Below are 22,981 nucleotides of genomic sequence, written 5' to 3' on the forward strand. Positions count from 1 at the left end.
TCTAATAACCTAATTCGTCTAGAAGACGTTTTAATGTACGATAGCGTTGTGCGATCAGGTCCCCATCTTTATTCATCGTATCATTGAATAAGATAATGTCTTCGTCAATTTTCGGATTTTCAATATCAACTTTGACATCCATTCGACCACCTTGGAGTCCAATGATATCTACCTTTGGATTTTCGGGATCGTAAAACTTTTCATAACGATACGCATCTTGCAGATAGATACTGGATTGAGCTACTAAAATGGCTAAATCTAAAATGCGAGTGATTGGCAGCTCTTCTGATTGGCGTGACCATTTCTCCCCTGTATGGCGCCAAACTTTTCCTGAAATATCTACTCTCCCACGATCATTCCATTGGGCTAACCCAAGTGTTAAACCTTTTGCATCGCTTTCCCAAGCATGGTGTCCATCAATTTTATCGTAATCCTCTACTAAAAAGACCGGTTTGTGTTTTAAATTTGTTGGTATCTTCATTGAAAATCGCTCCTAACTTGTTCATCCTTCATTTTACATCATATTAGTGATAACTTTGTTCAAAGTAGTTTAGTAATTTACTAAATTACTAAACTACTGATGAAGCCAGAATACGCAATTCGGTTGAATTTTGCAACTAACTTATATTAAAGGAAAACAAAAAAACCCACTAAGCATGTTAGTGAGTCATTGTGATTATTTTGCAACGCCAAGAGCAATTGCTTTGTCTCCCAAATGAGTTCCGATAACTGGACCAAATGTCCCGATGTCAATCGTTGCATCAGGATACTTTTGACGCAGCTTATCGTATTCTTGTTTGGCTAGTTCTGGGTTATTGCCATGGATCACAAAGATTCGTAATTCATCTTTGTTTTCTCGACGACGTTCTTCAATGATTTCCTCAGTACGTTGCAAGGCTTTCTTCAATGAGCGGATTTTTTCCGCCAGAACGATCTTTCCTTCTTCAAAGGTCAAGATTGGTTTGATTTTCAACAAACCACCAATGATCGCAGCACTATTGGTCAATCGTCCGCCTCGAACTAAGTTGTCTAAATCGTCGACGATGATATAAGCGTTGGTTGTATCGCGAATCTGATCAATCGCGCTCAACACCTCATCTAAAGATTTTTTTTCATCGCTCATTTCTAAGGCTTTTTCTACCATATAACCCATAGGGACACTAGTAATCTTAGAGTCATAAGGAATAACCTGCAAACCTTCGATATCATCTTTAATTGCTGTCAGTGTACGGACAAATCCAGAAATACCTTCTGACAGATGGATACTGATCACTGTATCGTATCCTTGCTCTTTGATTGAGCGAAATAATTCGTAGACTTCACCTAAAACCGGTTGAGAAGTTTTTGGGAAATCCTTGCTGCTTTTCAATTTTTGATAAAATTCTTCATAGCCAATGTCTACTCCCTCATCAAAAGGCAGATCATCAATGATTACAGGAATTGGAATGATGAATAAATCTTTATGATTGCGCACGCGTTCATTCAGATAGGCAGTACTATCTGTCACGATCGCTAATTTCATAATAGCTTCCTCGTTTCAATCAAAATTTACAATAATTATAATATAGCATACTCATAGATTGATGGGAATCAAAATCCAGTTACTTCCCTAAAAACTCTTGAGCAGCTTGTGTATTTTGGGTTGTGTCGACTGCCAACGCGCTGCCAGCATTGTCCGTATCGATATATGACCATGAACCATCTACTGGCAATGTCAAACGGTCGATTCCTCCGACAGCCTTGGCAAAATGAAGGAGATGCGTCAGCACATAAGTATTTGGCATATCCGTCGATAAGTACCCCCAAATCTTACCTGCAGCATATGGTCCGCGTAATAATACTAAAGGATTAATCAACTGTCCAAAAACGGACTGCATGACTTGCTGTTGTCTACGCACACGTCCAAAGTCTCCTTCTTCATCCATTCTGAAGCGGGCGTAGTTCAGCAATGTATGGCCATCCATTTTTTGTGGGCCTTTACTGATTGGTGCATCAATGTAGGAGCTCATATCTTTTTCTGCGTCGATTTGAACACCGCGAGGGAAAAGTGCATCTACTCCCTTTTCAAAGGTTTGGAAGTCCACCATCGCATAATAGCGACAATCAATACCGAAGTTCTCTTTTAAAGTTTGACGAACAAGGTCAGCTCCGCCATACGCATAGGCGGCATTTAGTTTATTCTGCCCAACACCAGGTATATTAACATACATATCTCGCATAAAGGAAACAAGCTTAGGCTTTCCCAACCCATCAACTTGAAGCACCATCATTGAATCAGATCGACCACTGACATTATCACGAGTATCGCTACCTAGGAGTAAGATATTTCGCTTGCCATTTTCTGATGTTGCACCATTAAATTCCTGTGTTTCAATCTTTGGCATAGAAGAATCGTGTTTTGCAGCAAAATTGCCGATACCAAAAGAAATTACAGAATATCCTAAAATGGCTATCAGCACCATTATTAACCTTCTGCGCCAACGCTTCTTTTTCTTCGGCTTCTGTTCATAAGGATTCTTCGGTTTTCGTTTAAATGGATTTTTAAGTGTCGGAAGTTTAAAGTTGAACCGTTTTTTCTTTGGTTCTTGATAGTGATCCTCGTAATAGAACTCTTCTTCAGAATCTTGATACGTTTGTCTTGGATCTTCAACTTTAGGTTCTTCGTAATACTTTGGTCTTTCCTGTTCAGCTTTTTCATTTTTCTTCATTTCACGACGAAAGCCAAAAGGTTGCTTATCTTCCTTCTGACTCTCATCGTGAATCTTTTTATATTTGTCCATTCGGCTCATAGTGCACCTCTTCATCTCATTACTATTATTATTAAAATAGCAAATCATCAGCACTTTGTCTTATTTTTATCAAAAAAAATTAGAAAACCTTAACTACTAAGATTTTCTAACCTTTGGAAGATATGTTGGATAATCACCAATTAGAGTGACCGCAAAATTCTGTTCTTTTAATTGAAACAGCACTTTGCTGAGCTTCTCATCCTTTGGTGTCTCTAAATCAATAATAAAGAAATATTCGCCTAATTTTGTTTTTTGTGTGCGAGATTCGATTTTGGTAAGGTTGATGTTCTCGGCAGCAAAGATCGCCAAGCATTGATAAAGTGCCCCCGGATGATCTGAAGCTAAATCAAATAGAATCGTCGCTTTGTTTTCTCCGCTGTTCAGATCTCCTACCACAGGATAATCACCCAACACCCAAAAGCGTGTTTCGTTCTCGCTAATTGATTGGATATCTTTTTGTACTATCGTTAAACCAAATTGTTCTGCCGCGTCGCATGATCCGATCGCCGCATATCGTTTGTCAGGATTATCGGCTACCTTTTGTGCACCTTGAGCAGTAGAACCGATTTGTTCAATATCAACTGTTGGAAAATGATTCATTAAAAAGACTTGCGATTGAGCCAGTGCTTGTTGATGACTGCAGATCAATTCCGTCTCCTGCCAAGATTCCGCATGAGCGGGATGAACCATTAACTGCTGTTGGATTGGCAAGACAATTTCTGCTTGAATCGTTGGTAATGTCTGGAAAATTAAATCTAGTGTCGGCAATACAGAGCCTTCAATTGTGTTTTCGATAGGAACGACACAATAGTCCAATGTGCCTTTTCTCTGCTCCTCTAATAAAGCAGTCAATGAATCATAAGGTAAAAGCACATCTTCTTTAAAAAAATTTGCTGCGGCACTATAGGTGAATGACCCTCTAGGTCCTAAATAGCCAACTTTCATTAAGAGGCAACCTCAACCTGTTGGATGATTTCACTTACGATATCTTTTGGTAATTTCTCTGAAGTATCCACAGTGATTTTCGCTAATTTCTCGTAGAGTTTTTCTCTTGAAAAGAATAGACGTTTTAAATCGCCATCGTCATTTTTAATTGCTAATGGTCGAACATTTACTTTGTCTTCACGAATTCGTTTTACAAGAACATTAGCGTCCGCCTTCAGGTAGACTACTAACTTATCAGACAATACTTTTTGGTTTTCCTTTTGCAAGATGACACCGCCGCCTGTCGCAATAACAGATTCTTCATTTAAAGCTTCCTTTAACAGATTCGTTTCATGTTCGCGAAAGGAATCTTCTCCATGTTCTTCAAAGTAATCACTGATTGGCTGACCGATCCGTTCAACTAAAACGTCATCCATATCTACTACACGGGCATTCAACGTATCTGCGAGTTCTTTACTAATAGTGGTTTTTCCGGCTCCCATGAAGCCGATTAAGACGATTGATTCCATTAGGCATTCTCCATTCATTTTTGAGTACTTGTTTTTCAAAAAAAAGCTTCAGTCTTTATATCGGATACAGATTTCCCACCCTTTTCAAACTATAGAGTTATATTAATGAGGCTAAATCCGTGAAAAAGTTCGGATAAGAAATATTGATGGCTTCTGGGTTGTTTAATTCAACAGATTCTTTTGTTAATAAAGCTGCGATCTGAAGCATCATTCCGATTCGGTGATCGCCATGACTGTCAACCACTCCTCCATGTAACTTAGTTGGTCCATGGATGATCATCCCGTCGTCCGTGGTCTCGATGTCAGCCCCTAATTTGTTCAATTCTTGAGCTGTTGCGTCAATACGGTTCGTTTCTTTGACCTTTAATTCTTGTGCATCTCGTATGATAGTAGTTCCTTTCGCTTGGGTTGCAGCTAAAGCGATGACGGGGAGTTCATCGATTAGACGCGGAATAATTTCTCCGCCGATTTCAACAGCGTTTAATGGCGCCGTCTTGATTAGTAAGTCCGCTGCTTGGTTTTGCTGGTCAATGTCTGCTGCTTGGATATCAGCCCCCATTTCTTGTAAAACATCTAAAATACCAGTACGAGTTGGGTTTACCCCAACATGTTTTAGTTTAAGTTTGCTGTCTGGCAATAAACTAGCTGCTACCAGATAGAAGGCAGCTGATGAAATGTCTCCAGGCACGGTTACTTCTTGTCCAATTAGTCGTTGCTCGCCGGGGACAGTGATTACTTTATCTTCCACTGAGATTTCCCCACCAAACTGTTTGATCATTTCTTCTGTATGATTGCGTGATTTTTCTTTTTCAATAATAGTAGTAATTCCTTTTGCTTGCAATGCAGCAAAAAGGATCGCTGATTTCACCTGTGCACTTGCGATCGGCATTTCGTAAGTGATCGCTGTCAACTCGCTTCCCTCAATTATAATAGGAGGAAATTCACTGTCTAGTTCCCCTTTTAAATGTCCACCCATCTTTCTGAGCGGTCCCATGACACGCTCCATCGGCCGACGATTTAACGACGCATCACCAGTAATTTTCGAATGAAAAGTCTGACCTGTCAAAATTCCCAAGACCAAGCGCATCGTTGTACCGGAGTTTCCTGCATCCAAGACTTCTTGCGGTGCTTGTAAATGCTCAAAACCTTTTCCTTCAACGATAATCTCTTTTCCATCATCACTAATCGTAACTCCTAATGCTTTAAAGACAGCAACTGTACTCAGACAATCTTCTGCTCTTAAAAAGTTGTGAACTGTCGTCTTCCCATGACTGATTGCCCCAAACATAATACTACGATGTGAAATTGATTTATCTGCTGGTACGGTCAACGTACCAGTTAGCCCTGTTTTAGTTTCCAATAGTTTCATTTGTTCAACTCCTTCTGCGACAACGAAAATCCGCTTCTTCAACTAGTAATTGTCCCTTTTCCAAATCTGCTTGATTCTTGAATGAAAGTTCTAAAACTCCGAAAATATCTTCTCGAGTTTCTTGAATCTTTAAGTTAATAATAGAGATATCTGCCTCGCTTATGAGCGTCATTACCTTAGCTATCGCTCCTGCGATATCCGGAATATCGATGTAAAGATCATAGAATGCTGGAATAACACCGCGATCTTTTGTAGGCAAGTGATCTCGAGAATGCTTAGCCTGGCTAAAAAAGTTGTAGATTGCTGGCTGATCTTCCTGTAATAAGCTTTCCCGAATATTCGACATTTCATTCTGCCAACGGGTAATCAAGTCTAGTAAAATCGAACGATTCGTTAATAAAATATCTGTCCACATTTGCGGGTCTGATGAAGCGATTCGAGTAATATCTCGGAATCCACCGGCCGCAAGCTGTGTTGCGCGAGGATGATCTTCTGTTAACTGATCACTCATTTTTACCAAACCTGACGCCACGATATGCGGCAAGTGACTTAATACCCCAACTATTTCATCATGAGATTCAGGTTCAATCACAACAAACTTCGCTCGAGTCGGTTCCAGTAATTCCATCAATGGTTCGACATCTGTTCCTTCAGGCGGTGTCAAGATGTAGTACGCTTCTTCAAAAAGATTCGGATTACCTGCTCTAACTCCTGATTTATGTGAGCCGGCCATTGGATGTCCACCGATAAAAGTGAAGGGCAGTATCTGAGCCAATTTCATAACCTCGTTCTTCGTGCTGCCGGTATCTGTAACTATTACTGATTCTTTTAAGGGTAAGCGCGCCAGCTCATGCAAATAGTGAAGCGTAGATAAGACGGGTACGGCTAAAATAATAATATCCATCTCAGATGCTTTTTTAATGGAAGCAATTTGATCGACTAATCCAACTTCACTAGCGATCTCGCGGGTTTCATCCGAATAATCCCAGCCGAATAACTCAATTTTAGGATTCTTGATAGCTCTGCAAAGTGAAGCGCCGATTAGACCAAGCCCTAAGACGAACACTTTCTTTCTCATAGACGTCCCCTCTTTCTTAAAAATTTTTGATTTCTTCGCGATATTCAGATACCGCCTGTTTTAAATCATCAATCGTATCTGATGAAAATTTTTCTAAAATTTCTTCTGCTAGTACAGTAGCAACCACATGTTCCGCCACTACTGAAGCGGCTGGAACTGCCGTGCTGTCTGAACGCTCAACACTGGCTTTGTAGGGTTCTTTTGTATCGATGTCAACACTCATCAATGGTTTGTACAAAGTCGGGATCGGCTTCATGACACCGCGAACGATGATTTGTTCACCATTAGTCATCCCGCCTTCAAAGCCTCCAAGATGATTGCTTGTCCGGCTGTAGCCATCGTCCCAAATGATCTCATCCATGACCTTCGAACCAGGTTGACGAGCTGCTTCAAAGCCGATACCGAATTCAACGCCTTTGAATGCATTGATGCTCATCATAATTTGAGCAATCTTACCATCCAGCTTGCGGTCCCATTGAACATAACTACCTAACCCTGCAGGTACATTGTCTGTTCGTACTTCTACAACACCACCGATGGTATCGCCAGCTTTTTTCGTTTGGTCAATCAATTCTTTGACTGAGTCTTCGATTGTTAGATCAACCATGTTGACCTCTGAAACTTCGGTTTTTGCTTTGATTTCTTCGACACTTAATACTTCTGGAACATTGGCTTCGATTCCGCCTAATATTGCAACGTGGCTTGCGATCTCAATATCGATCGCAGCTAGGATTTGTTTAGCAATTGCTCCGATCGCTACACGCATGGTTGTCTCACGAGCAGAAGATCGTTCTAAGACATTCCGCAAATCACGATGTCCGTATTTCATCCCGCCGACTAGATCGGCATGACCTGGTCGCGGTTTTGAAACACGGCGCAACTTCTCATCTTTTTCAGCGACTGCTTCGACAGACATGACCTTTTGCCAATTTTTCCAATCGAGATTTTCTACGATCATGGTGATCGGTGAGCCAAGTGTTTTGCCATGTCGAACACCGGAAGTAATCCGGACTTGATCTTTTTCGATCTTCATCCGTCCGCCGCGACCGTAGCCGCCTTGTCTGCGGGCTAATTCTTGATTGATTGCTTCTATGGAAAGTGTTAGTCCTGCTGGAACACCTTCAATTATTGTGGTTAATTCTGGTCCATGAGATTCTCCAGCTGTTAAGTAACGCATAAACTACTACTTCCCTTCTATTAAAAAGTCTTTGATTTCGGTTAATTTGATTTTTTGAATACGAGCTTGACCAATTTCGTCTAGCAATATGATATTTAAGCTATCACCGCGGGCTTTTTTATCATGGGTAATCGCCGAATAAAACTTCTCGGCTTCCCATGGTTGGTACGCAGTCGGCAATCCATACTTCTGATTCATCGCAATGATCTTATCCGTAATGCCTTGTGGCGAAAGTCCTTTTGCCTCAGCGGTTCGAGAAATTTGTACCATGCCGATCGCCACGGCTTCACCGTGACTGATTTTTCCATAACCGGCCGTAGTCTCGATCGCGTGTCCGATGGTATGTCCATAGTTCAGCAGTAACCGAGAACCATTATCGAATTCATCATCTTCCACGACGGTTTTCTTCACGTTCAAGGCCTTTGAAATGATCGCCTCACTATGATCCAGCAGATCCTGAACTCCTGTTAGTTTCTCCAGGTCCTGCCAGAGTGAAGCGTCACTGATCGCGCCGCATTTGATGATTTCCGCAATGCCTTCTTGAACACGTGCTTCTGACAATGAAATCAATGTTTCTGGATCGATCATGACACCATCAGGTTGGGCGAAGGTTCCGATCATATTCTTGGCTTTGCTTGAATTCACCGCAGTTTTCCCACCAATGCTAGAATCGACTTGCGCCAGCAATGAAGTTGGAATCTGAACGAAAGAAATTCCCCGCATATAGGTGGATGCTACAAAGCTTGCCAAGTCACCAACGACACCGCCACCCAGAGCGATGATCGCATCGCTACGGGTGAACTGCTGATCGGCTAAAAATTCATAGAGATTATTTGCCGTTGTTAATGATTTGCTGCTTTCGCCAGCGGGTACAGCGTAATGACAAACATCATAAGTTTGTAATTGCTGACGGATTCTTTCACCATAGATCGGGTAAACATTCTCATCGCTGATAATTGCGATTTTTTTGTTTTGCCATAACGAGGCGATCCATTCTCCAACGGAATCTAACGCGTGACGTTTAACGATGATCTCGTAGCTTTTTTCTGCTAAGACGATTTCCATAAATGTTCCCCCTATTTAATCAGTGAAGGTTCTTTTGATAAAGCGTTGATTTTTTTCATTGCTTCCACCATAATCTCAACTTCACTCATCATGTTTAGGTAATTTTTCTCATTCAATGATTGCTCCCCATCAGACCAAGCATGTAATGGATCAGGATGGATCTCAACAATCATACCGTCAGCTCCGCTGGCAACTCCAGCCCGTGCCATTGGTGCAACTAGATCCCAAACGCCTGTTCCGTGACTTGGGTCAACGATGATTGGGAAGTGGCTCAATTTTTTGATCAATGGAACCGCACTTAAATCGAAGGTATTGCGGGTCGCTGTTTCGTACGTCCGAATCCCGCGTTCGATGAAGATAATGTTTGAATTATTTTGCACTGCAATGTATTCTGCCGCGTTCAACCATTCTTGGATCGTTCCTGAAATCCCGCGTTTCAAGCCGATTGGTTTTCCTGTTTTACCAACTGCTTCTAATAAACGGAAGTTTTGCATGTTACGGGCACCGATTTGGATAATATCAGCGTATTGGCAGACAACATCAATATGAGATTCATCCATAACTTCAGTGATCACCTTCAAGCCATGAGCGTCAGCGGCTTTACGCATAATTTTTAGGCCTTCTTCACCTAAACCTTGGAAGGCGTATGGAGAGGTCCGAGGTTTGTATGCCCCGCCACGTAAGATTTTTGCTCCGCCAGCTTTAGCCATACGTGCAGTTTCCATGATTTGTTCTTCGCCTTCGACTGAACAAGGACCAGCCATTGTTACAAAACTGCCGTCACCAATTTTTACACCATCTACATCTACAACTGTATCTTGTGGGTGGAATTCTCTTGAAGTCAGCTTGTAAGTATTAGAAATGGCTACTGCCCGTTCAACGACACTGTAGGCTTGAAACGGTACATTTTGAATAATTTTTGGATCTCCTAGGAGACCCAAGACTAAACGATCTTTCCCGTGATTGATTTGTACTCCTAATCCTTCTTCTTTAATGCGAGATAAAATGGGGGATAATTCTGATTCCTGAATGCCTTTTTTTATAATTAAGATCATAGTAATAACTTCCTTCACTTTTTATTTTTTGATTGTTTCTTCCAATAACGGTTGGATTTGTTCAACAGGCATTTCTTTACCTGTCCATAATTTAAAAGCAGCGGCTCCTTGATAAAGCAGCATACCTAGACCATTAACCGTTTTTGCTCCGGTTGCCTTCGCAGCTTTTAGTAATTTTGTTTCGCCGGGATGATAGATTACATCGAAAACGGCTAAGTCCTTTCTTAGTAAGGTTGCATCTGCTAGTGGCATTTGCTCTGTTTTAGGCGCCATTCCGATGTTTGTCGCATTGATTAATAGACTGCTTGTATCTAAAGACTCCTTCAGTTGTTTTTCATCTGCTAAATCATGTAATCGAATATGGCAGTTGGTTTCTTCTGCGATCATGGCCAATTTTGGCTCGATTTTCTGATAGAAGTCATCCTTGATGTTAAATACATCAATAGCTTTTACGCCATCGATCGCCGCTTGAGTAATAATTGCTGTTGCGGCACCACCAGCTCCAAGAATCGTCATTCTTTTTCCGATGATCTCTATCCCGTTTTGCTTCAAACTTTCCATACAGCCAATCCCGTCTGTGATATGTCCGACCAATTTTCCATCTTTATTGACAATGGTATTGATTGCCCCAATCAAACGTGCTGCTTGACTGAGCTCATCGACGTGTTTAATGGCTTCCATCTTGTGAGGCATCGATAAATTAATTCCCAGCATTTCAAGATCGCGAATAGCTTGAATACTTTCACCAAGTCTTTCTGGCTGAACATCGAAGCTTAGATAGACTGCGTCAACCCCTGTTGCTTGGAACGCTGTGGTATGCATCATGGGTGAAAAGCTATGCCTTGCTGGCAATGCATATAAACCGGCTAACCGCGTTCTTCCTGATATTTGATTTTCCATCTTTCCTCACTCTCCTATTCCTAATTAAGATGTTTGAATTTCCCTAATCTGCTAAAGCAGAAAGAGTTACTCGCATCCTTCTAATAACCTTCAATCAGCGATTTTAAAAACGAAAAAGGCCCACTGTAGAAAATCTACAATGAGCCTAGTCTCCCAAAAAAATACCAAAGAAAAAGCCACTATAGATTTTCATCTATGTGGCGTTAAGTCGAACTTAAAATCCTTAGCCATCATAGATACAAACTTGTATAGTTTGCATCCATGAATCATGAATACAAACCTATCTAAAATAGCTAAAGTAATAATTATTCAGTTGTGTGTGCGTACTCTTATTCGTATTCATAAAAATCGCTCCAAACTGATTTAAGATTGAACTTAGTATAGATTTGTTTTTCTGATAAGTCAACCCATTATTTTATTTTTCTGTAAAAAAATTTATTTACATTACTTCAGCTACTGTCTCGCCCTCTTCAAAAAGCAGGAATAAATCTGCTAAGGTCATCTGCTTCTTTTCTTCCCCGTGGATATCCTTAATGATCTCCCCTTTTCCCATCACGATCACGCGATCGCCATAATGTAGGGCATCTTCCATTTTATGGGTGACCATCAAGCAAGTTAGATTTTGTTCCTTGATTCGTTGATCTGTCAACAGCATTAATTGTTTCGCTGTTTTGGGATCGAGTGCAGCTGTATGTTCATCTAATAGTAGTAAATCAGGTTTCGTGATCGTCGCCATCAGCAAACTCAACGCTTGACGTTGCCCGCCGGAAAGAAATCCTGTTGGTGTATCGAGGTGATTTTCCAAGCCGTTACCGACCAGTTTGCACAGTTCACGATATATTTCTTTCTTTTGATTCAGCTGACGTTGGCGTAATCGCCGTTTTTGCCCTCGTTTTTCAGCTAAACCTAAATTTTCAGCAACTGTTAATCGTGGTGCTGTCCCCATTTTGGGATCTTGAAATACCCTGGAAATTGATGTTGCTCGCTGTTCTTCTGAAAGCTTGGTCAAATCTTTGCCCATTACCGAAACTGTTCCGCTATCCAATAGCAGGCTGCCCGAGATACTATTGAAAAGGGTACTTTTACCAGCACCATTGCCTCCAAGAACAGTGACGAATTCACCAGGAGCAATCGTCAAATCAACACTATTCAAGATTTTACGCTGATCATTGACACCGTTGCTGATCGTTTTATTTGCGTTTTTAACCTCTAATGTGTTCATACAATTACTCCTCCTTTTCCAATCCAGTTTTTAAGTTCAATGCTTCTTTTAAGCGTGGGATCATCAAACACAAAGCCAAAATAATTGAAGAGAAAATCTTCAAGTATGTAGTATCTAAACCAGCTTTGATAATGATTAAGATCAACAATTGATAAATAATACTTCCTAAAACAATCGCGACTAACCGTTCAATAAATGTTACTTCACCATACAAAACTTCGCCAATGATAATAGAAGCTAAACCGATGACAATTACGCCGACACCTTTTCCAATATCCGCATACCCATCATTTTGGGCGATCAACGCTCCTGATAAGGCGATGACTCCATTTGACAATGTTAAGCCAATCACTTTCATTCGATCGGTATTAATACCGATTGAACGTGCCATATTTTCGTTATCACCAGTTGCGATATATGCCTGACCAAAGTCAGTAAAAAAGAAAAACAGTAGTAGAGCAACGATGATTACAATCGCTATTAAGCCTAACAAAACGATATCAAAATGATCTGGCAAGTTTAATTTTGTAAAGAAATCTTGGATTTTAGGTTGTTTTAGCAAAGATAGATTCGGCGTTTGCATAATAAACAGCATTACTGAATTTAATCCAGACATGACTAAAATTCCAGCTAAGATGACCGGGATTTTTCCTTTTGTATAAAGCATGCCGGTAACAAACCCAGCACACATTCCTGCGACGATCCCTAAAAGTGTTGCTAGTATAGGAGATACGCCATTAGTTATCGCAGTCACACAGACTGCCCCACCTAATGGAAATGATCCCTCTGTTGTCATATCTGGAAAATTTAGGATACGGTAGGTCATGAAAATACCTAATCCTAATATTCCCCACAAAAATCCTTGTCCTATCGCTGAAATTACCATTTGTTTACTCCCCTTTAACTACTTCTGCTTTTTCTTTGATTTTCTCTGGAATTGTGATACCCAATTCTTTGGCTTTATCTTCATTGATGATCATATCGCCATAGTCAATGACATTTACTGGTGTATCAGCTGGTTTTGATTTACCACTTAAAACATCAGCCGCCATTTTGCCAGTTTCAACGCCTAAGTCATATTGATTTTGACCAACTGTCGCAATGCCGCCTTCTTTGGCCATATTATCTACAGAAACGAATACGGGTTTTTTAGCTTTATCAGATTCGTTGATTAACGTTTGAAACGCGCTGGCAATCGTGTTGTCTTGTGGAATATATAAGTAATCTGTTTCTTGACAGGCCTGCTGCGTGATTTGAGCGATATCATTACTTGAACTGATTGCATATTTTTTTACCGTCAAACCGTCCTTTGTTGCACGTTTTTCTGCTCGTTCAATTTGCGATTTAGAATTTTCCTCTGAAGACGAATAAATCATACCGACTGTTTTGGCATCTGGGAACATTTCTTTCGCCATATCTAGTTGTTGATCAACAGGAGTTAAGTTATTGACGCCAGTAACATTACCGCCTGGTTTTTTCAAATCTGTAACTAGTCCAGCTCCTACGGGATCGCTGATTGCACCCATGATAATGGGTTTATCGCTTGTCGCGTTGGCTAATGCTTTTGCTGCTGGAGTTGCGATACCAACTAAGACATCTGAATTTTTTTCTAATAATTGTTGACTCATGCTATTCAATTTACTTTGATCACCTTGGCCGTTTAAAAATTCGATTTTGATGTTTTCACCGTCTACATAGCCTTCTTTTTTTAAACCTTCGATTACACCATCTTTAATTTGATCCAATGATGGGTGACTAATGAATTGTAGGATACCAACGGTTTTGATTTCTTCTTTATTTGCTGTGGCATCAGTTTGACGCGAACCCATCTGATAAGCGAAAACGCCGATTAATACTACTGCTAATGCGATGATTGATCCAATAATCCCTTTATTTTTCATGATTTAATTCCTCCGATTTTTGTTTTTAACTATTTTTTTGACAGTTAGTTCAATAAAAATGTATGAATTTTGTACGCCACCATTTTTCCAATCACACGAAAACGTGAAGAAAAACTAGTAAAAAAAAGACAACTACCTAAAATTTAACGGTAGTTGTCCTAGAAAAAAACAAAAACCGCATAGATGGTCTCTATGCGGGAATAAGCATGAAAAAATATCCAGCATAGATACAAAATTTAGAAGTTGCCTAAACGTTGTATCTATGAGTGAATTCATAAATACAACTTATCTACGCCAGTTTTGCCAGCTATTCAATTGATTAGATAAGTTTGCGTGTCTCATGAATGTCACTCCTTTTTTTATGTTGAGGTTAGTTTATCCGAAAAAAAATCGACTGTCAACTCTTTTTATTAAAAAAAGCTCATTTATTTTACGCGAATTCTCATTTTACTTTTTAAGGTTCCACATTGGTAAACGATTCAATTCCGGAATAAACTCATTATTTAGATCTTTCAAACTTTCAACAACAAAGCGATTTTTTTCTTTGCCGTTATGAAAGAAAATAAAGGTTACTTGACACGGATCAAGCTGGTATTTTTTAGCGATTGTTTCTCCATCATAAACGATTGGGTAGTAATAAAACTTGCGATTCAGCATTGTTTGTTGGTTTGGATCATCGAGGATAGTCATGACGTTTTCGAAAGAAGTGCCATTTGGTTGACTAAACATGATCGAAATTGCCTTAGTTTGTTCAATTTTTTGGTCTACTGTTTGATAATCCATAGGAATCAAATGATCTGATTTTAAAGAATCAAAGACTAATTCATCTAATTGATCTTGTCGAATCGTTTTCTGCGCGAAAACGGCTGAAGCTGAGAAAAGCAGTGCGAAGACCACTAGACTAGCCGCAATCATTAAGGAGCGACGCTCATTTTCTGAGACAATAATTATGAATTTTCGCCAAAAAATAAGCAGTCTATTTTTAAGTATTACTATATATCTTCCCATAATAGGCCCTCCTTACTTATCATTATATTATTTTTATCTTAAAAGCGCTACCAGCTAGAATAGATTTCATTTTTTTGCGTAGGAACGAAATACAGCGTGTTTTATATTTGATTGTTAGCGTTTTCTTTTAATGATATTATAATAATGACAACTTATTCTAAGGAGGTTTTATAATGAGCAGTATTGAACAATTTTCACGTACAGAGATTACAAAAAGTAATCGACTTTTTTCAAGCATCCGCAGTGTGATTGAAACAGCATTTTATGGAAATAATGTCACGCGTATTCGTCATCTTACAGATGCTTATGCCTTGGCAAAATCAAGTCCTGGGACGATCACTACGGATCTTGATGTTGCGCATACAAGCAGGTTACAGCTCCCTACCGATGCGAAAGTGCTGGTAACTAATGATGGAAAAATTGTGGGACGAACAGCCGCAGCTCGACGAATTATCGGTCAGCAAGGAATCGATAGTGCTTTTTATAGTGAATTATTACGAGAAGCAGTTTTCAATGCTCGCTCCAAAAAATTCTACTCCGGTGAGGTTATCGTGGGACTTGATGAAGAATTCACTGTCAAATCTCATTTAATGCTGCCGGCAGACTACAGTCCCAACCTTTACTCCTATTTATTGAACTTTCAAATTGGTGATGCAAAGCACCTATTTTATCAGCAATCAGATGAAATCTATACTGGTGATATTTTTATTTTTGCTGATCCTGATTGGGAACATCCTGATTTTCCTGATGGGGTAGTTGTGATTGATCCGCTTCACAATTGTGCAGGAATTCTAGGCTTACGCTATTTTGGAGAATTAAAAAAGGCGACTTTGACGCTGGCTTGGGCGACAGCACATCGTAATGGCTTTATTGCTTGCCATGGCGGTATGAAGCAATACCTGCTAGAAGACAAAAAATATACGATGGCGGCTTTTGGTTTGTCAGGTTCAGGAAAATCCACCATCACTTTGGCAAAACCGAAAAATAAAGGAGAAGTTCATGTCCTCCATGATGATGCCTTTGTCATTTCAAAAGAAAAAGGGTCCACGACCGCGTTAGAACCGGCCTATTTTGATAAAACACAAGATTACCCGATGACTAGCGAACAGATTAAGTATATCGTTACTGCTCAGAATGTTGGTGTCACTTTAGATGAGCAGAACAAAAAAGTGTTGGTTACCGAGGATATTCGAAACGGAAATGGCCGAAGCATCAAGAGTCGATATGCTACGCCTAATCGTGTCGATCATATCGCGGAAAAAGTGGATGGCCTTTTTTGGATTATGAAAGATGACAGTCTTCCTCCAGTAATAAAAATCGAAGACCCTTCTCTTGCGGCTGTCTTCGGTGCAACATTAGCGACGAAGCGATCTACCGCTGAGAATGTTGTTGGTGAGGTTTCTGATCAATTAGTAATTGAGCCCTTTGCCAATCCTTTCCGCTGCTACCCGCTCCAAGAGGACTATCAAGACTTCAAAGATTTGTTCCAAAAACAAAAGACAGCTTGCTTTATTTTGAATACTGGTGATTTTAAAGGGCGAAAAGTCACACCGGACGAAACACTCAGCAGTATCGAAAAAATCGTTGATGGAACGGCAGAATTTAAAGCATTCGGTCCACTAAAAAAAATCAGTTATCTGCCTGTAAAAAAACACGAACCAGATTTTAATAGCCATCACTACTTGATTCACTTAATGACTCGGCTTGAAACCAGACTAGCCTTTGTGCAGTCACGTAAAACCTATCAAGGTGGTTATGATCGATTGCCAAATGAGGCGGAACAACTCCTGCTTCAGCTACTTGACGAACTTCATAGTTATAAGGAATCTATAAGCGTTTAAGTGTTCTGGGTCTTCTCCAATGACTTATTTGGTCATTGGAGCTTTTTTGTTTATAATAGACGTACTATGAATAGAAATGAGGGATAAAAAATGTCCTTTGATGGAGTTTTTACCCATGCAATGGTACGAGAATTAAAAGAACAACTCGTTTCCGGAAGAATATCCAAGATTCACCAACCTTATGATAATGAGGTTGTACTGGTCATTCGCGCTCGCGGAAAAAATCAACGACTATTACTTTCTGCCCATCCCAGCTATGCACGTGTCCAATTAACGGAAATTGCTTATACTAATCCCGATAACCCACCAAATTTCGTGATGATGCTACGCAAACATCTAGAAGGAGCGATTTTGGAAGATATTCATCAAGTTGAAAATGACCGCGTGGTTCACTTTACCTTCAGCAAGCGTAACGAATTAGGGGATTTACAGGATATTGTTCTGATCGTGGAGTTGATGGGGCGTCATTCAACGATTGTCTTGCTGAATAAACAGACTGGTAAAATTCTAGATGCGATCAAACATATCGGGCACTCTCAAAATACGTATCGTTCGATCTTGCCGGGTAGTGACTATATCGAGCCGCCGAAACAAGAGCAATTGAATCCCTTCCATGTTTCTAAAGAACAGGTATTTACCATTCTTTCTACTGCTGAAATACTTGATGGCCGTTATTTGCAGCAACATTTCCAAGGGTTAGGTCGTGACACTGGTGATGAACTTGCCTTCCGTTTTTCGGCAAGACCAAATGAAAAAATGGCTGTTTGGGATACGTTTTGGATGAATATCCGTGAGAATCTCACGCCAACATTGGGAATTAAAAATAACAAAGAATTCTTCGCTCCTCTTGCTTTTGAAACGTTTGAGGAGTCGGAGGTTTATGAAAGTTTGAGTGCCTTACTTGATGCTTTTTATGGTGAAAAGGCTGAGAAAGATCGTGTCAAACAGTTAGGTAATGAGTTGATTCGCAAAGTGGACAATGAAATTAAGCGGAATCAAACAAAGCTTGCAAAACGTAAAAAAACGCTACAGGATTCTGAAAATGCTGAAGAATATCGACGGGATGGTGAACTGTTAACCACCTTTATGACTCAAGTTCCACGCGGTGCTGAACGTGTGGAACTGTTGAACTATTATGAAGACAACGCACCAATTACTATCAGATTAAATCCAGCGTTGACCCCAAATCAAAATGCCCAAAAGTACTTTCAAAAATATCAGAAACTAAAAAAAGCGGTCAAATTGATTTATGATCAAATCGCTGAAGCAAAAGATGAAATTGCCTATCTTGAATCTGTTCTCGCGCAATTAGAAATTGCTGGACCGATGGATATCGAGATCATTAAAGAAGAACTTATTGCCAGTGGTTATTTGAAGAAAAAACGCAGTAAGAAAAATCGAAATCAGGCACCTTCTAAACCGGAACGATTTGTTGCTAGCGATGGTACAGAGATTTTAGTCGGTAAAAATAACTTACAGAATGATCAATTAACTTTGAAGCAAGCAAGGAAAACGGATATTTGGCTCCATGCAAAAGACATTCCGGGTTCTCATGTTATTGTGAAAAGTACTGATCCTACCGAGGAGACATTATTGGAAGCTGCTGAATTGGCTGCTTATTTCTCAAAATTTCGACAATCGGCACAAGTCCCAGTTGATTATGTAGCGGTCAAGCATGTTCACAAACCTAATGGCGCAAAACCGGGTTTTGTCATTTATGAAAATCAAAGAACCTTATTTGTGACGCCTGAGGAGTCAGTCGTTGAACAACTACGAAAAAACGGATCGGCCTAATTCGGCTGATCCGTTTTCTTTGTTTTCTTCGTAGTAATTTTTACCCCTAATATCTCAAGAAAGAAATTGAAGATTGGAATACCGACAATCAATCCCCAAACACCTAAGAATTTTTCGCTGATCAATAAGATAACAAACGTATAAAAAATCGGTAATTTCGTGCGACTCGACATAAATTTAGGATTTAAAATATACGCTTCAACACAATGGACGGCAACAATCAAAATCAATACATAGATAACTGTCTGTAAGCCGCCAGTTGAGTAGGCAATTAGTGTCAGAGGAATACATGAGAAAATCACCCCAGCGACGGGAATCAAACTTAAGAAGAAGATCATGATTGCTAAAGTCGGTAATTGGGTGAAACCGATCAAACCTAATCCAACTGTCGTAATCACTGTATTTACGATTGCGATCAGTAACTGTACCTCTACTACCACACCGAATGTTTCAACGAAAACCTTAGCAAAATAATAAATGTCTTGGAAAAACCATGCATATTCGCTGCTTAAGAAGTTTTTCGAAAATAAAATCGTTTTTTCCTTTTCTACCATGAAGAAAAAGCTTAGGATAAAGGACATGATAAAGGCAACGGCTAATCGACCGACATTTTGCAATTGTTCTAATAGAATGCTGGCGCCACTTTCGACCTTATCTTGCCAGTTGTGATTCTTAAAATAATTAGAGATGAAATTTGTGACTACATCAGAATTAAACTCTTTATGTTGATAAAAGTGAACGATTGAGTTATACGTCGAGGTCATTTGATCAATCAAAATCGTCGAATATCTTGAGATCAAAAGATACAATAACCATATTTCGAGCAGATATAAAACCGTCGCCAGCAAGAAAGTCGGAGCCTTGATATAGCGCTGAACAAATTTGACGATTTTTACTGAGATCAAGGTAAAAATGAACGTCAATAAAATCGGAGTCATGAAATCTTTGACTAAAAATAGGACGAAGATGACGAGTGCCAAGACTGTGAATCTTCGTAATCGGGTATTGTCTAAAAATTTTTCATACATTAGATAACCTCTTATTCATAGTGATGTATTTATTTCTTGTAGTGAAAAATAAAGCAGTTGTTATTGCTGATTACCGGTCTCCTATGCCTGTTGCCTGTCGGAAAACCGATGACTATTTTTCATAAACTACTGAAAATAATATACCATTAAACTTCATTTTCGGCTTCTAATATACTTATGCTAAAACGATTTTTATGATTTTACGAGAAAAAAAGCATCCGCGGATGCTTTTAGTTTTAGCTCAACCAATTTTCAGGGTCTTTACGCCATTTTTTTAACAGATCAAGCTGATCTTGATTGATATATTTTTCTTTTAAAGCACTTTCGATCAGTGTTGAATAGTTTGTCAATGTGACCAATGGCATATTAGCAGCGTCAAAATTATTTCTGCCTTTTGCTAATTCGTAAGTAAAGATTGCAGCAACGCCTAAAACATCTGCGCCTTCTTTTTTAGCCGCTACTGCGGCTTCTAATACACTGCCGCCGGTAGAGATTAAGTCTTCAATCACAACCATTTTTTGCCCTTCTGTAATGCGACCTTCGATTTGATTGCCGCGACCGTGATCTTTTACTTTACTGCGGATATAAACCATTGGCAAATCTAAAATTTCTGCTACCCAGGCAGCATGTGGAATACCTGCAGTAGCTGTTCCCGCAATTACTTCTACATTGGGGAACTCTTCTTTGATTTTTGCTGCTAAGCCTTGCGCGATCGCACGGCGAACCTCTGGATAACTCATTGTCACGCGGTTGTCACAATAGATTGGGGATTTCAATCCGCTGGCCCAAGTGAAAGGCTCATCAGGACTTAAAGAAACTGCTTCGATTGATAATAAATCTTTGGCGATTTGTTCTGCGATCATTTATACTTCACCGTTCCATTCTTTTTTGATTTGTAGATAACTTTGATAAGGATCAGCTGATTGAGTAATCGGTCTGCCCACAACGATATAGTTTGATCCGATCTCGCGAGCTTTCGCTGGTGTCATCACCCGTTTTTGGTCACCGACACTGGCGCCCTGCGGACGGATACCTGGTGTTAAGCAAATGAAATCTTGCATGGTTGCTTCGTGGATTTTTTCCACTTCATGAGCGGAGCAAACGACTCCGTCTAATCCAGCTTTTTGAGCACATTTGGCATAGTGAAGGACACTTTCTTGCAAGCTAACGCTAATCAGCTGGTCTTCCTGCATCTGCTCTTCACTCGTAGAAGTCAACTGCGTTACTGCAATCAACTCTGGTACAACTTGATTTGCATCGGTTCCCTCTACCAAGCCTTGTTTAGCCGCGCGCATCATATCTACACCGCCAGCAGCATGAACATTCGTGATTTTAATGCCCATTTTTGCGATGCCTCGCATTGCTTTTTGAACCGTATTAGGAATATCGTGCAGCTTTAAATCAAGAAAAATATCATGGCCTTGAGTACGTAAGAAATTGACGATCGCCGGCCCTTCTTGATAGAAAAGCTCCATCCCAATCTTGATGAATAATTTTTCATCGATCGGAAAATGAGTTAAGAAGGTTTCGATCTCTTGCTTTGAAGCAAAATCAAACGCAACAATTGGTCGTTTTTCCATTAGAACGTCCCCCTGACTTCTTGTCTTAGCTGTTCTAAAGATTCAATACCTAGTTCCGCCATGCGGATCGGCAACTCTTCAATCAATTTTGGACAAATGTATGGATCTGTAAAATTAGCTGTTCCAACTGCCACCGCACTGGCACCAGCCATAAACATCTCTAGAACATCATCTACTGTCTGGACACCACCCATTCCAATGATGGGAAGCTCGCTGACTGCTGCTACCTGATTGATTAAGCGGATAGCGACTGGTTTGATCGCCGGGCCTGATAATCCGCCGGTTCGGTTCGCTAAAATCGGCTGACGGGTTTTCAGATCGATGCGCATCCCTAGTAATGTATTGATCATAGTGAAGCCATCTGCGCCGCCTTTTTCAATAGCTTTAGCAATCGGCACAATATCTGTCACGTTTGGGCTTAATTTGACATAGACTGGAACGTTGGCGACTTCTTTGACCGCTTTAGTTAAGCGATATGCAACTTCCGGGTCTGTTCCGAAGGCGATTCCACCATGTTTAACGTTTGGGCAAGAAATGTTCAACTCGATTGCTTTAACATTCGGCGCGTCACCGATTTTAGCACAAACTTCGACATAGTCTTCTTCGCATGCCCCCGCGACATTCGCGATGATGGGAAGCTCTTGGTATTTTTCTAAACTTGGTAAAATATCCTTTAGTACAACCTCCATACCGGGGTTTTGCAGGCCGATCGCATTCAACATGCCGCTTGGTGTTTCTGCCACCCGTGGTGTTGCATTCCCAAAGCGTTCCTTTGGTGTCGTTGCCTTGATCATGATGGCGCCTAATTGATTCAGATCATAATAGTCCGCGTATTCTTTCCCAAATCCGAAACAGCCGCTTGCCGGCATGATCGGATTTTTCAAGTCTAATCCAGGTAATTTGACTGCAATACTCATTAAAAGATGACCTCCCCTGCTTGGAAAACGGGACCGTCTTCACATACTTTGACACTTTTGTTTTCATCTTCAGGTACATGACAAACACAGGCGTAACAAGCGCCCATCCCGCAAGCCATGCGAGATTCTAGTGAAAGCTGAACATTTGCTACTTCCGTGTATAATTGTTCGACTGTTTTTAAAAGACCGTTATTCCCGCAAGCAAAAACGGCGTTTGGCTTAGCCGATTCCGCCATCAATAAATTTCCGACATTTCCTTGAATCCCAAATGTTCCATCATCCGTAGAAAAACGTGTCTCACCTAATGATTGAAACTCGTCGGCATAATAGACCACTTCCTGTGAACCAAAACCTAGAAAATGGATTACTTTTACCCCTTTAGCTGTCAGCTCTTTAGAAAGCTGATACAAAGGTGGAACACCGATTCCTCCGCCAACAATAAATGCGGTATCTCGAGTATTCAGCTCATCGATCTCAAAACCGTGTCCCAAGGGTCCCATGACATCTAGCTGATCCCCAGCTGACATATCCGCAAAATACTTCGTTCCGTCCCCTTCGACACGATAAATAATCGTACAAGTTCCTGCTGTTCGATCGTATTGGTTGATACTGATTGGACGACGTAATAATAAATCACTTCTTGGTACTCGGAGATGCAAGAACTGTCCCGGCATCGTCATTTCTTTGACTAATTCTCCAGCTAAAACCAATTCATAGATTCTCGGTGCTAACTCTTGTTGACGAACGATCGTCATCATTTCCTGCTTCATAACGGCCTCCCTATACATCGACAGAGTGAAGCA

General features: G+C 40.3%; 22 protein-coding genes. 2 read left to right on the top strand and 20 right to left on the bottom strand.

Features of this window, described 5'->3' with window-relative positions:
* Window position 1 precedes the first annotated feature (1 nt).
* The 15 genes from IGI38_RS05685 to IGI38_RS05755 form a co-directional block, all read right to left on the bottom strand.
* Entirely contained in the window at window positions 2–481 is a 480-nt protein-coding gene (locus tag IGI38_RS05685) for a DUF6530 family protein (protein WP_438727737.1), read from the bottom strand.
* A gap of 195 nt (window positions 482–676) precedes the next feature.
* Window positions 677–1,522 (bottom strand): DegV family protein, encoded by an 846-nt coding sequence (locus IGI38_RS05690; protein WP_438727739.1) that lies wholly within the window; start codon window positions 1,520–1,522, stop codon window positions 677–679.
* A 79-nt stretch (window positions 1,523–1,601) separates the two neighbouring features.
* Window positions 1,602–2,789: an LCP family protein gene (locus IGI38_RS05695; protein ID WP_438727741.1), complete on the bottom strand. Its 1,188-nt coding sequence runs from the start codon at window positions 2,787–2,789 to the stop codon at window positions 1,602–1,604.
* A gap of 96 nt (window positions 2,790–2,885) precedes the next feature.
* Window positions 2,886–3,734, bottom strand: coding sequence for a prephenate dehydratase (gene pheA, locus IGI38_RS05700; RefSeq protein WP_438727743.1), 849 nt, complete (start codon window positions 3,732–3,734; stop codon window positions 2,886–2,888).
* Entirely contained in the window at window positions 3,734–4,243 is a 510-nt protein-coding gene (locus IGI38_RS05705) for a shikimate kinase (protein WP_438727745.1), read from the bottom strand. Before IGI38_RS05705 ends, pheA begins: the two co-directional genes overlap by 1 nt.
* Before the next feature lie 97 nt (window positions 4,244–4,340).
* Window positions 4,341–5,612, bottom strand: coding sequence for a 3-phosphoshikimate 1-carboxyvinyltransferase (gene aroA, locus IGI38_RS05710; protein ID WP_438727747.1), 1,272 nt, complete (start codon window positions 5,610–5,612; stop codon window positions 4,341–4,343).
* Window positions 5,613–5,616: 4 nt separating this feature from the next.
* The gene (locus tag IGI38_RS05715; RefSeq protein ID WP_438727749.1) at window positions 5,617–6,690 is read right to left on the bottom strand and encodes a prephenate dehydrogenase; all 1,074 of its coding nucleotides are present in this window, start codon (window positions 6,688–6,690) and stop codon (window positions 5,617–5,619) included.
* A gap of 16 nt (window positions 6,691–6,706) precedes the next feature.
* Window positions 6,707–7,867 carry a chorismate synthase gene (gene aroC / locus IGI38_RS05720; protein ID WP_438727751.1) on the bottom strand — a complete coding sequence of 387 codons (1,161 nt, stop codon included), beginning with the start codon at window positions 7,865–7,867 and terminating at the stop codon, window positions 6,707–6,709.
* A 6-nt stretch (window positions 7,868–7,873) separates the two neighbouring features.
* A complete protein-coding gene (gene aroB / locus IGI38_RS05725; RefSeq protein ID WP_438727753.1) occupies window positions 7,874–8,932 on the bottom strand; it encodes a 3-dehydroquinate synthase in 1,059 nt (352 codons plus the stop codon).
* Between the two features lie 11 nt (window positions 8,933–8,943).
* Window positions 8,944–9,987, bottom strand: coding sequence for a 3-deoxy-7-phosphoheptulonate synthase (aroF, locus tag IGI38_RS05730; protein ID WP_438727755.1), 1,044 nt, complete (start codon window positions 9,985–9,987; stop codon window positions 8,944–8,946).
* 21 nt (window positions 9,988–10,008) lie between these two features.
* A complete protein-coding gene (locus tag IGI38_RS05735; protein WP_438727757.1) occupies window positions 10,009–10,887 on the bottom strand; it encodes a shikimate dehydrogenase in 879 nt (292 codons plus the stop codon).
* Window positions 10,888–11,326: 439 nt separating this feature from the next.
* Complete coding sequence (locus IGI38_RS05740) at window positions 11,327–12,109, bottom strand: ABC transporter ATP-binding protein (protein ID WP_438727759.1); 783 nt, start codon at window positions 12,107–12,109, stop codon at window positions 11,327–11,329.
* A 4-nt stretch (window positions 12,110–12,113) separates the two neighbouring features.
* Entirely contained in the window at window positions 12,114–12,995 is an 882-nt protein-coding gene (locus tag IGI38_RS05745) for an ABC transporter permease (protein WP_438727761.1), read from the bottom strand.
* Window positions 12,996–12,999: 4 nt separating this feature from the next.
* Window positions 13,000–14,010 (bottom strand): tryptophan ABC transporter substrate-binding protein, encoded by a 1,011-nt coding sequence (trpX, locus tag IGI38_RS05750; protein WP_438727763.1) that lies wholly within the window; start codon window positions 14,008–14,010, stop codon window positions 13,000–13,002.
* Window positions 14,011–14,457: 447 nt separating this feature from the next.
* A complete protein-coding gene (locus IGI38_RS05755; protein ID WP_438727765.1) occupies window positions 14,458–15,018 on the bottom strand; it encodes a hypothetical protein in 561 nt (186 codons plus the stop codon).
* Between the two features lie 173 nt (window positions 15,019–15,191).
* Between IGI38_RS05755 and IGI38_RS05760 the strand changes: the two genes are divergently transcribed.
* A complete protein-coding gene (locus IGI38_RS05760; protein WP_438727767.1) occupies window positions 15,192–16,859 on the top strand; it encodes a phosphoenolpyruvate carboxykinase (ATP) in 1,668 nt (555 codons plus the stop codon).
* Between the two features lie 90 nt (window positions 16,860–16,949).
* Entirely contained in the window at window positions 16,950–18,653 is a 1,704-nt protein-coding gene (gene efbA / locus IGI38_RS05765) for a fibronectin-binding protein EfbA (RefSeq protein ID WP_438727769.1), read from the top strand.
* Here efbA and IGI38_RS05770 read toward each other — a convergent pair.
* From IGI38_RS05770 to IGI38_RS05790, 5 genes are all read right to left on the bottom strand, one after another.
* Complete coding sequence (locus IGI38_RS05770) at window positions 18,650–19,681, bottom strand: AI-2E family transporter (RefSeq protein WP_438727771.1); 1,032 nt, start codon at window positions 19,679–19,681, stop codon at window positions 18,650–18,652. The genes efbA and IGI38_RS05770 overlap by 4 nt on opposite strands.
* Before the next feature lie 236 nt (window positions 19,682–19,917).
* Complete coding sequence (gene pyrE / locus IGI38_RS05775; protein WP_438727773.1) at window positions 19,918–20,544, bottom strand: orotate phosphoribosyltransferase; 627 nt, start codon at window positions 20,542–20,544, stop codon at window positions 19,918–19,920.
* Window positions 20,545–21,261 carry an orotidine-5'-phosphate decarboxylase gene (gene pyrF / locus IGI38_RS05780; protein WP_438727775.1) on the bottom strand — a complete coding sequence of 239 codons (717 nt, stop codon included), beginning with the start codon at window positions 21,259–21,261 and terminating at the stop codon, window positions 20,545–20,547.
* Window positions 21,261–22,178 carry a dihydroorotate dehydrogenase gene (locus tag IGI38_RS05785; RefSeq protein ID WP_438727777.1) on the bottom strand — a complete coding sequence of 306 codons (918 nt, stop codon included), beginning with the start codon at window positions 22,176–22,178 and terminating at the stop codon, window positions 21,261–21,263. The genes pyrF and IGI38_RS05785 overlap by 1 nt, the downstream gene beginning before the upstream one ends.
* Window positions 22,178–22,966 (bottom strand): dihydroorotate dehydrogenase electron transfer subunit, encoded by a 789-nt coding sequence (locus tag IGI38_RS05790; protein WP_438727779.1) that lies wholly within the window; start codon window positions 22,964–22,966, stop codon window positions 22,178–22,180. Before IGI38_RS05790 ends, IGI38_RS05785 begins: the two co-directional genes overlap by 1 nt.
* Window positions 22,967–22,981: the final 15 nt, after the last annotated feature.

Origin of the sequence: Enterococcus sp. AZ128, assembly GCF_051714485.1 — a bacterium.
GTDB lineage: Bacteria > Bacillota > Bacilli > Lactobacillales > Enterococcaceae > Enterococcus_A.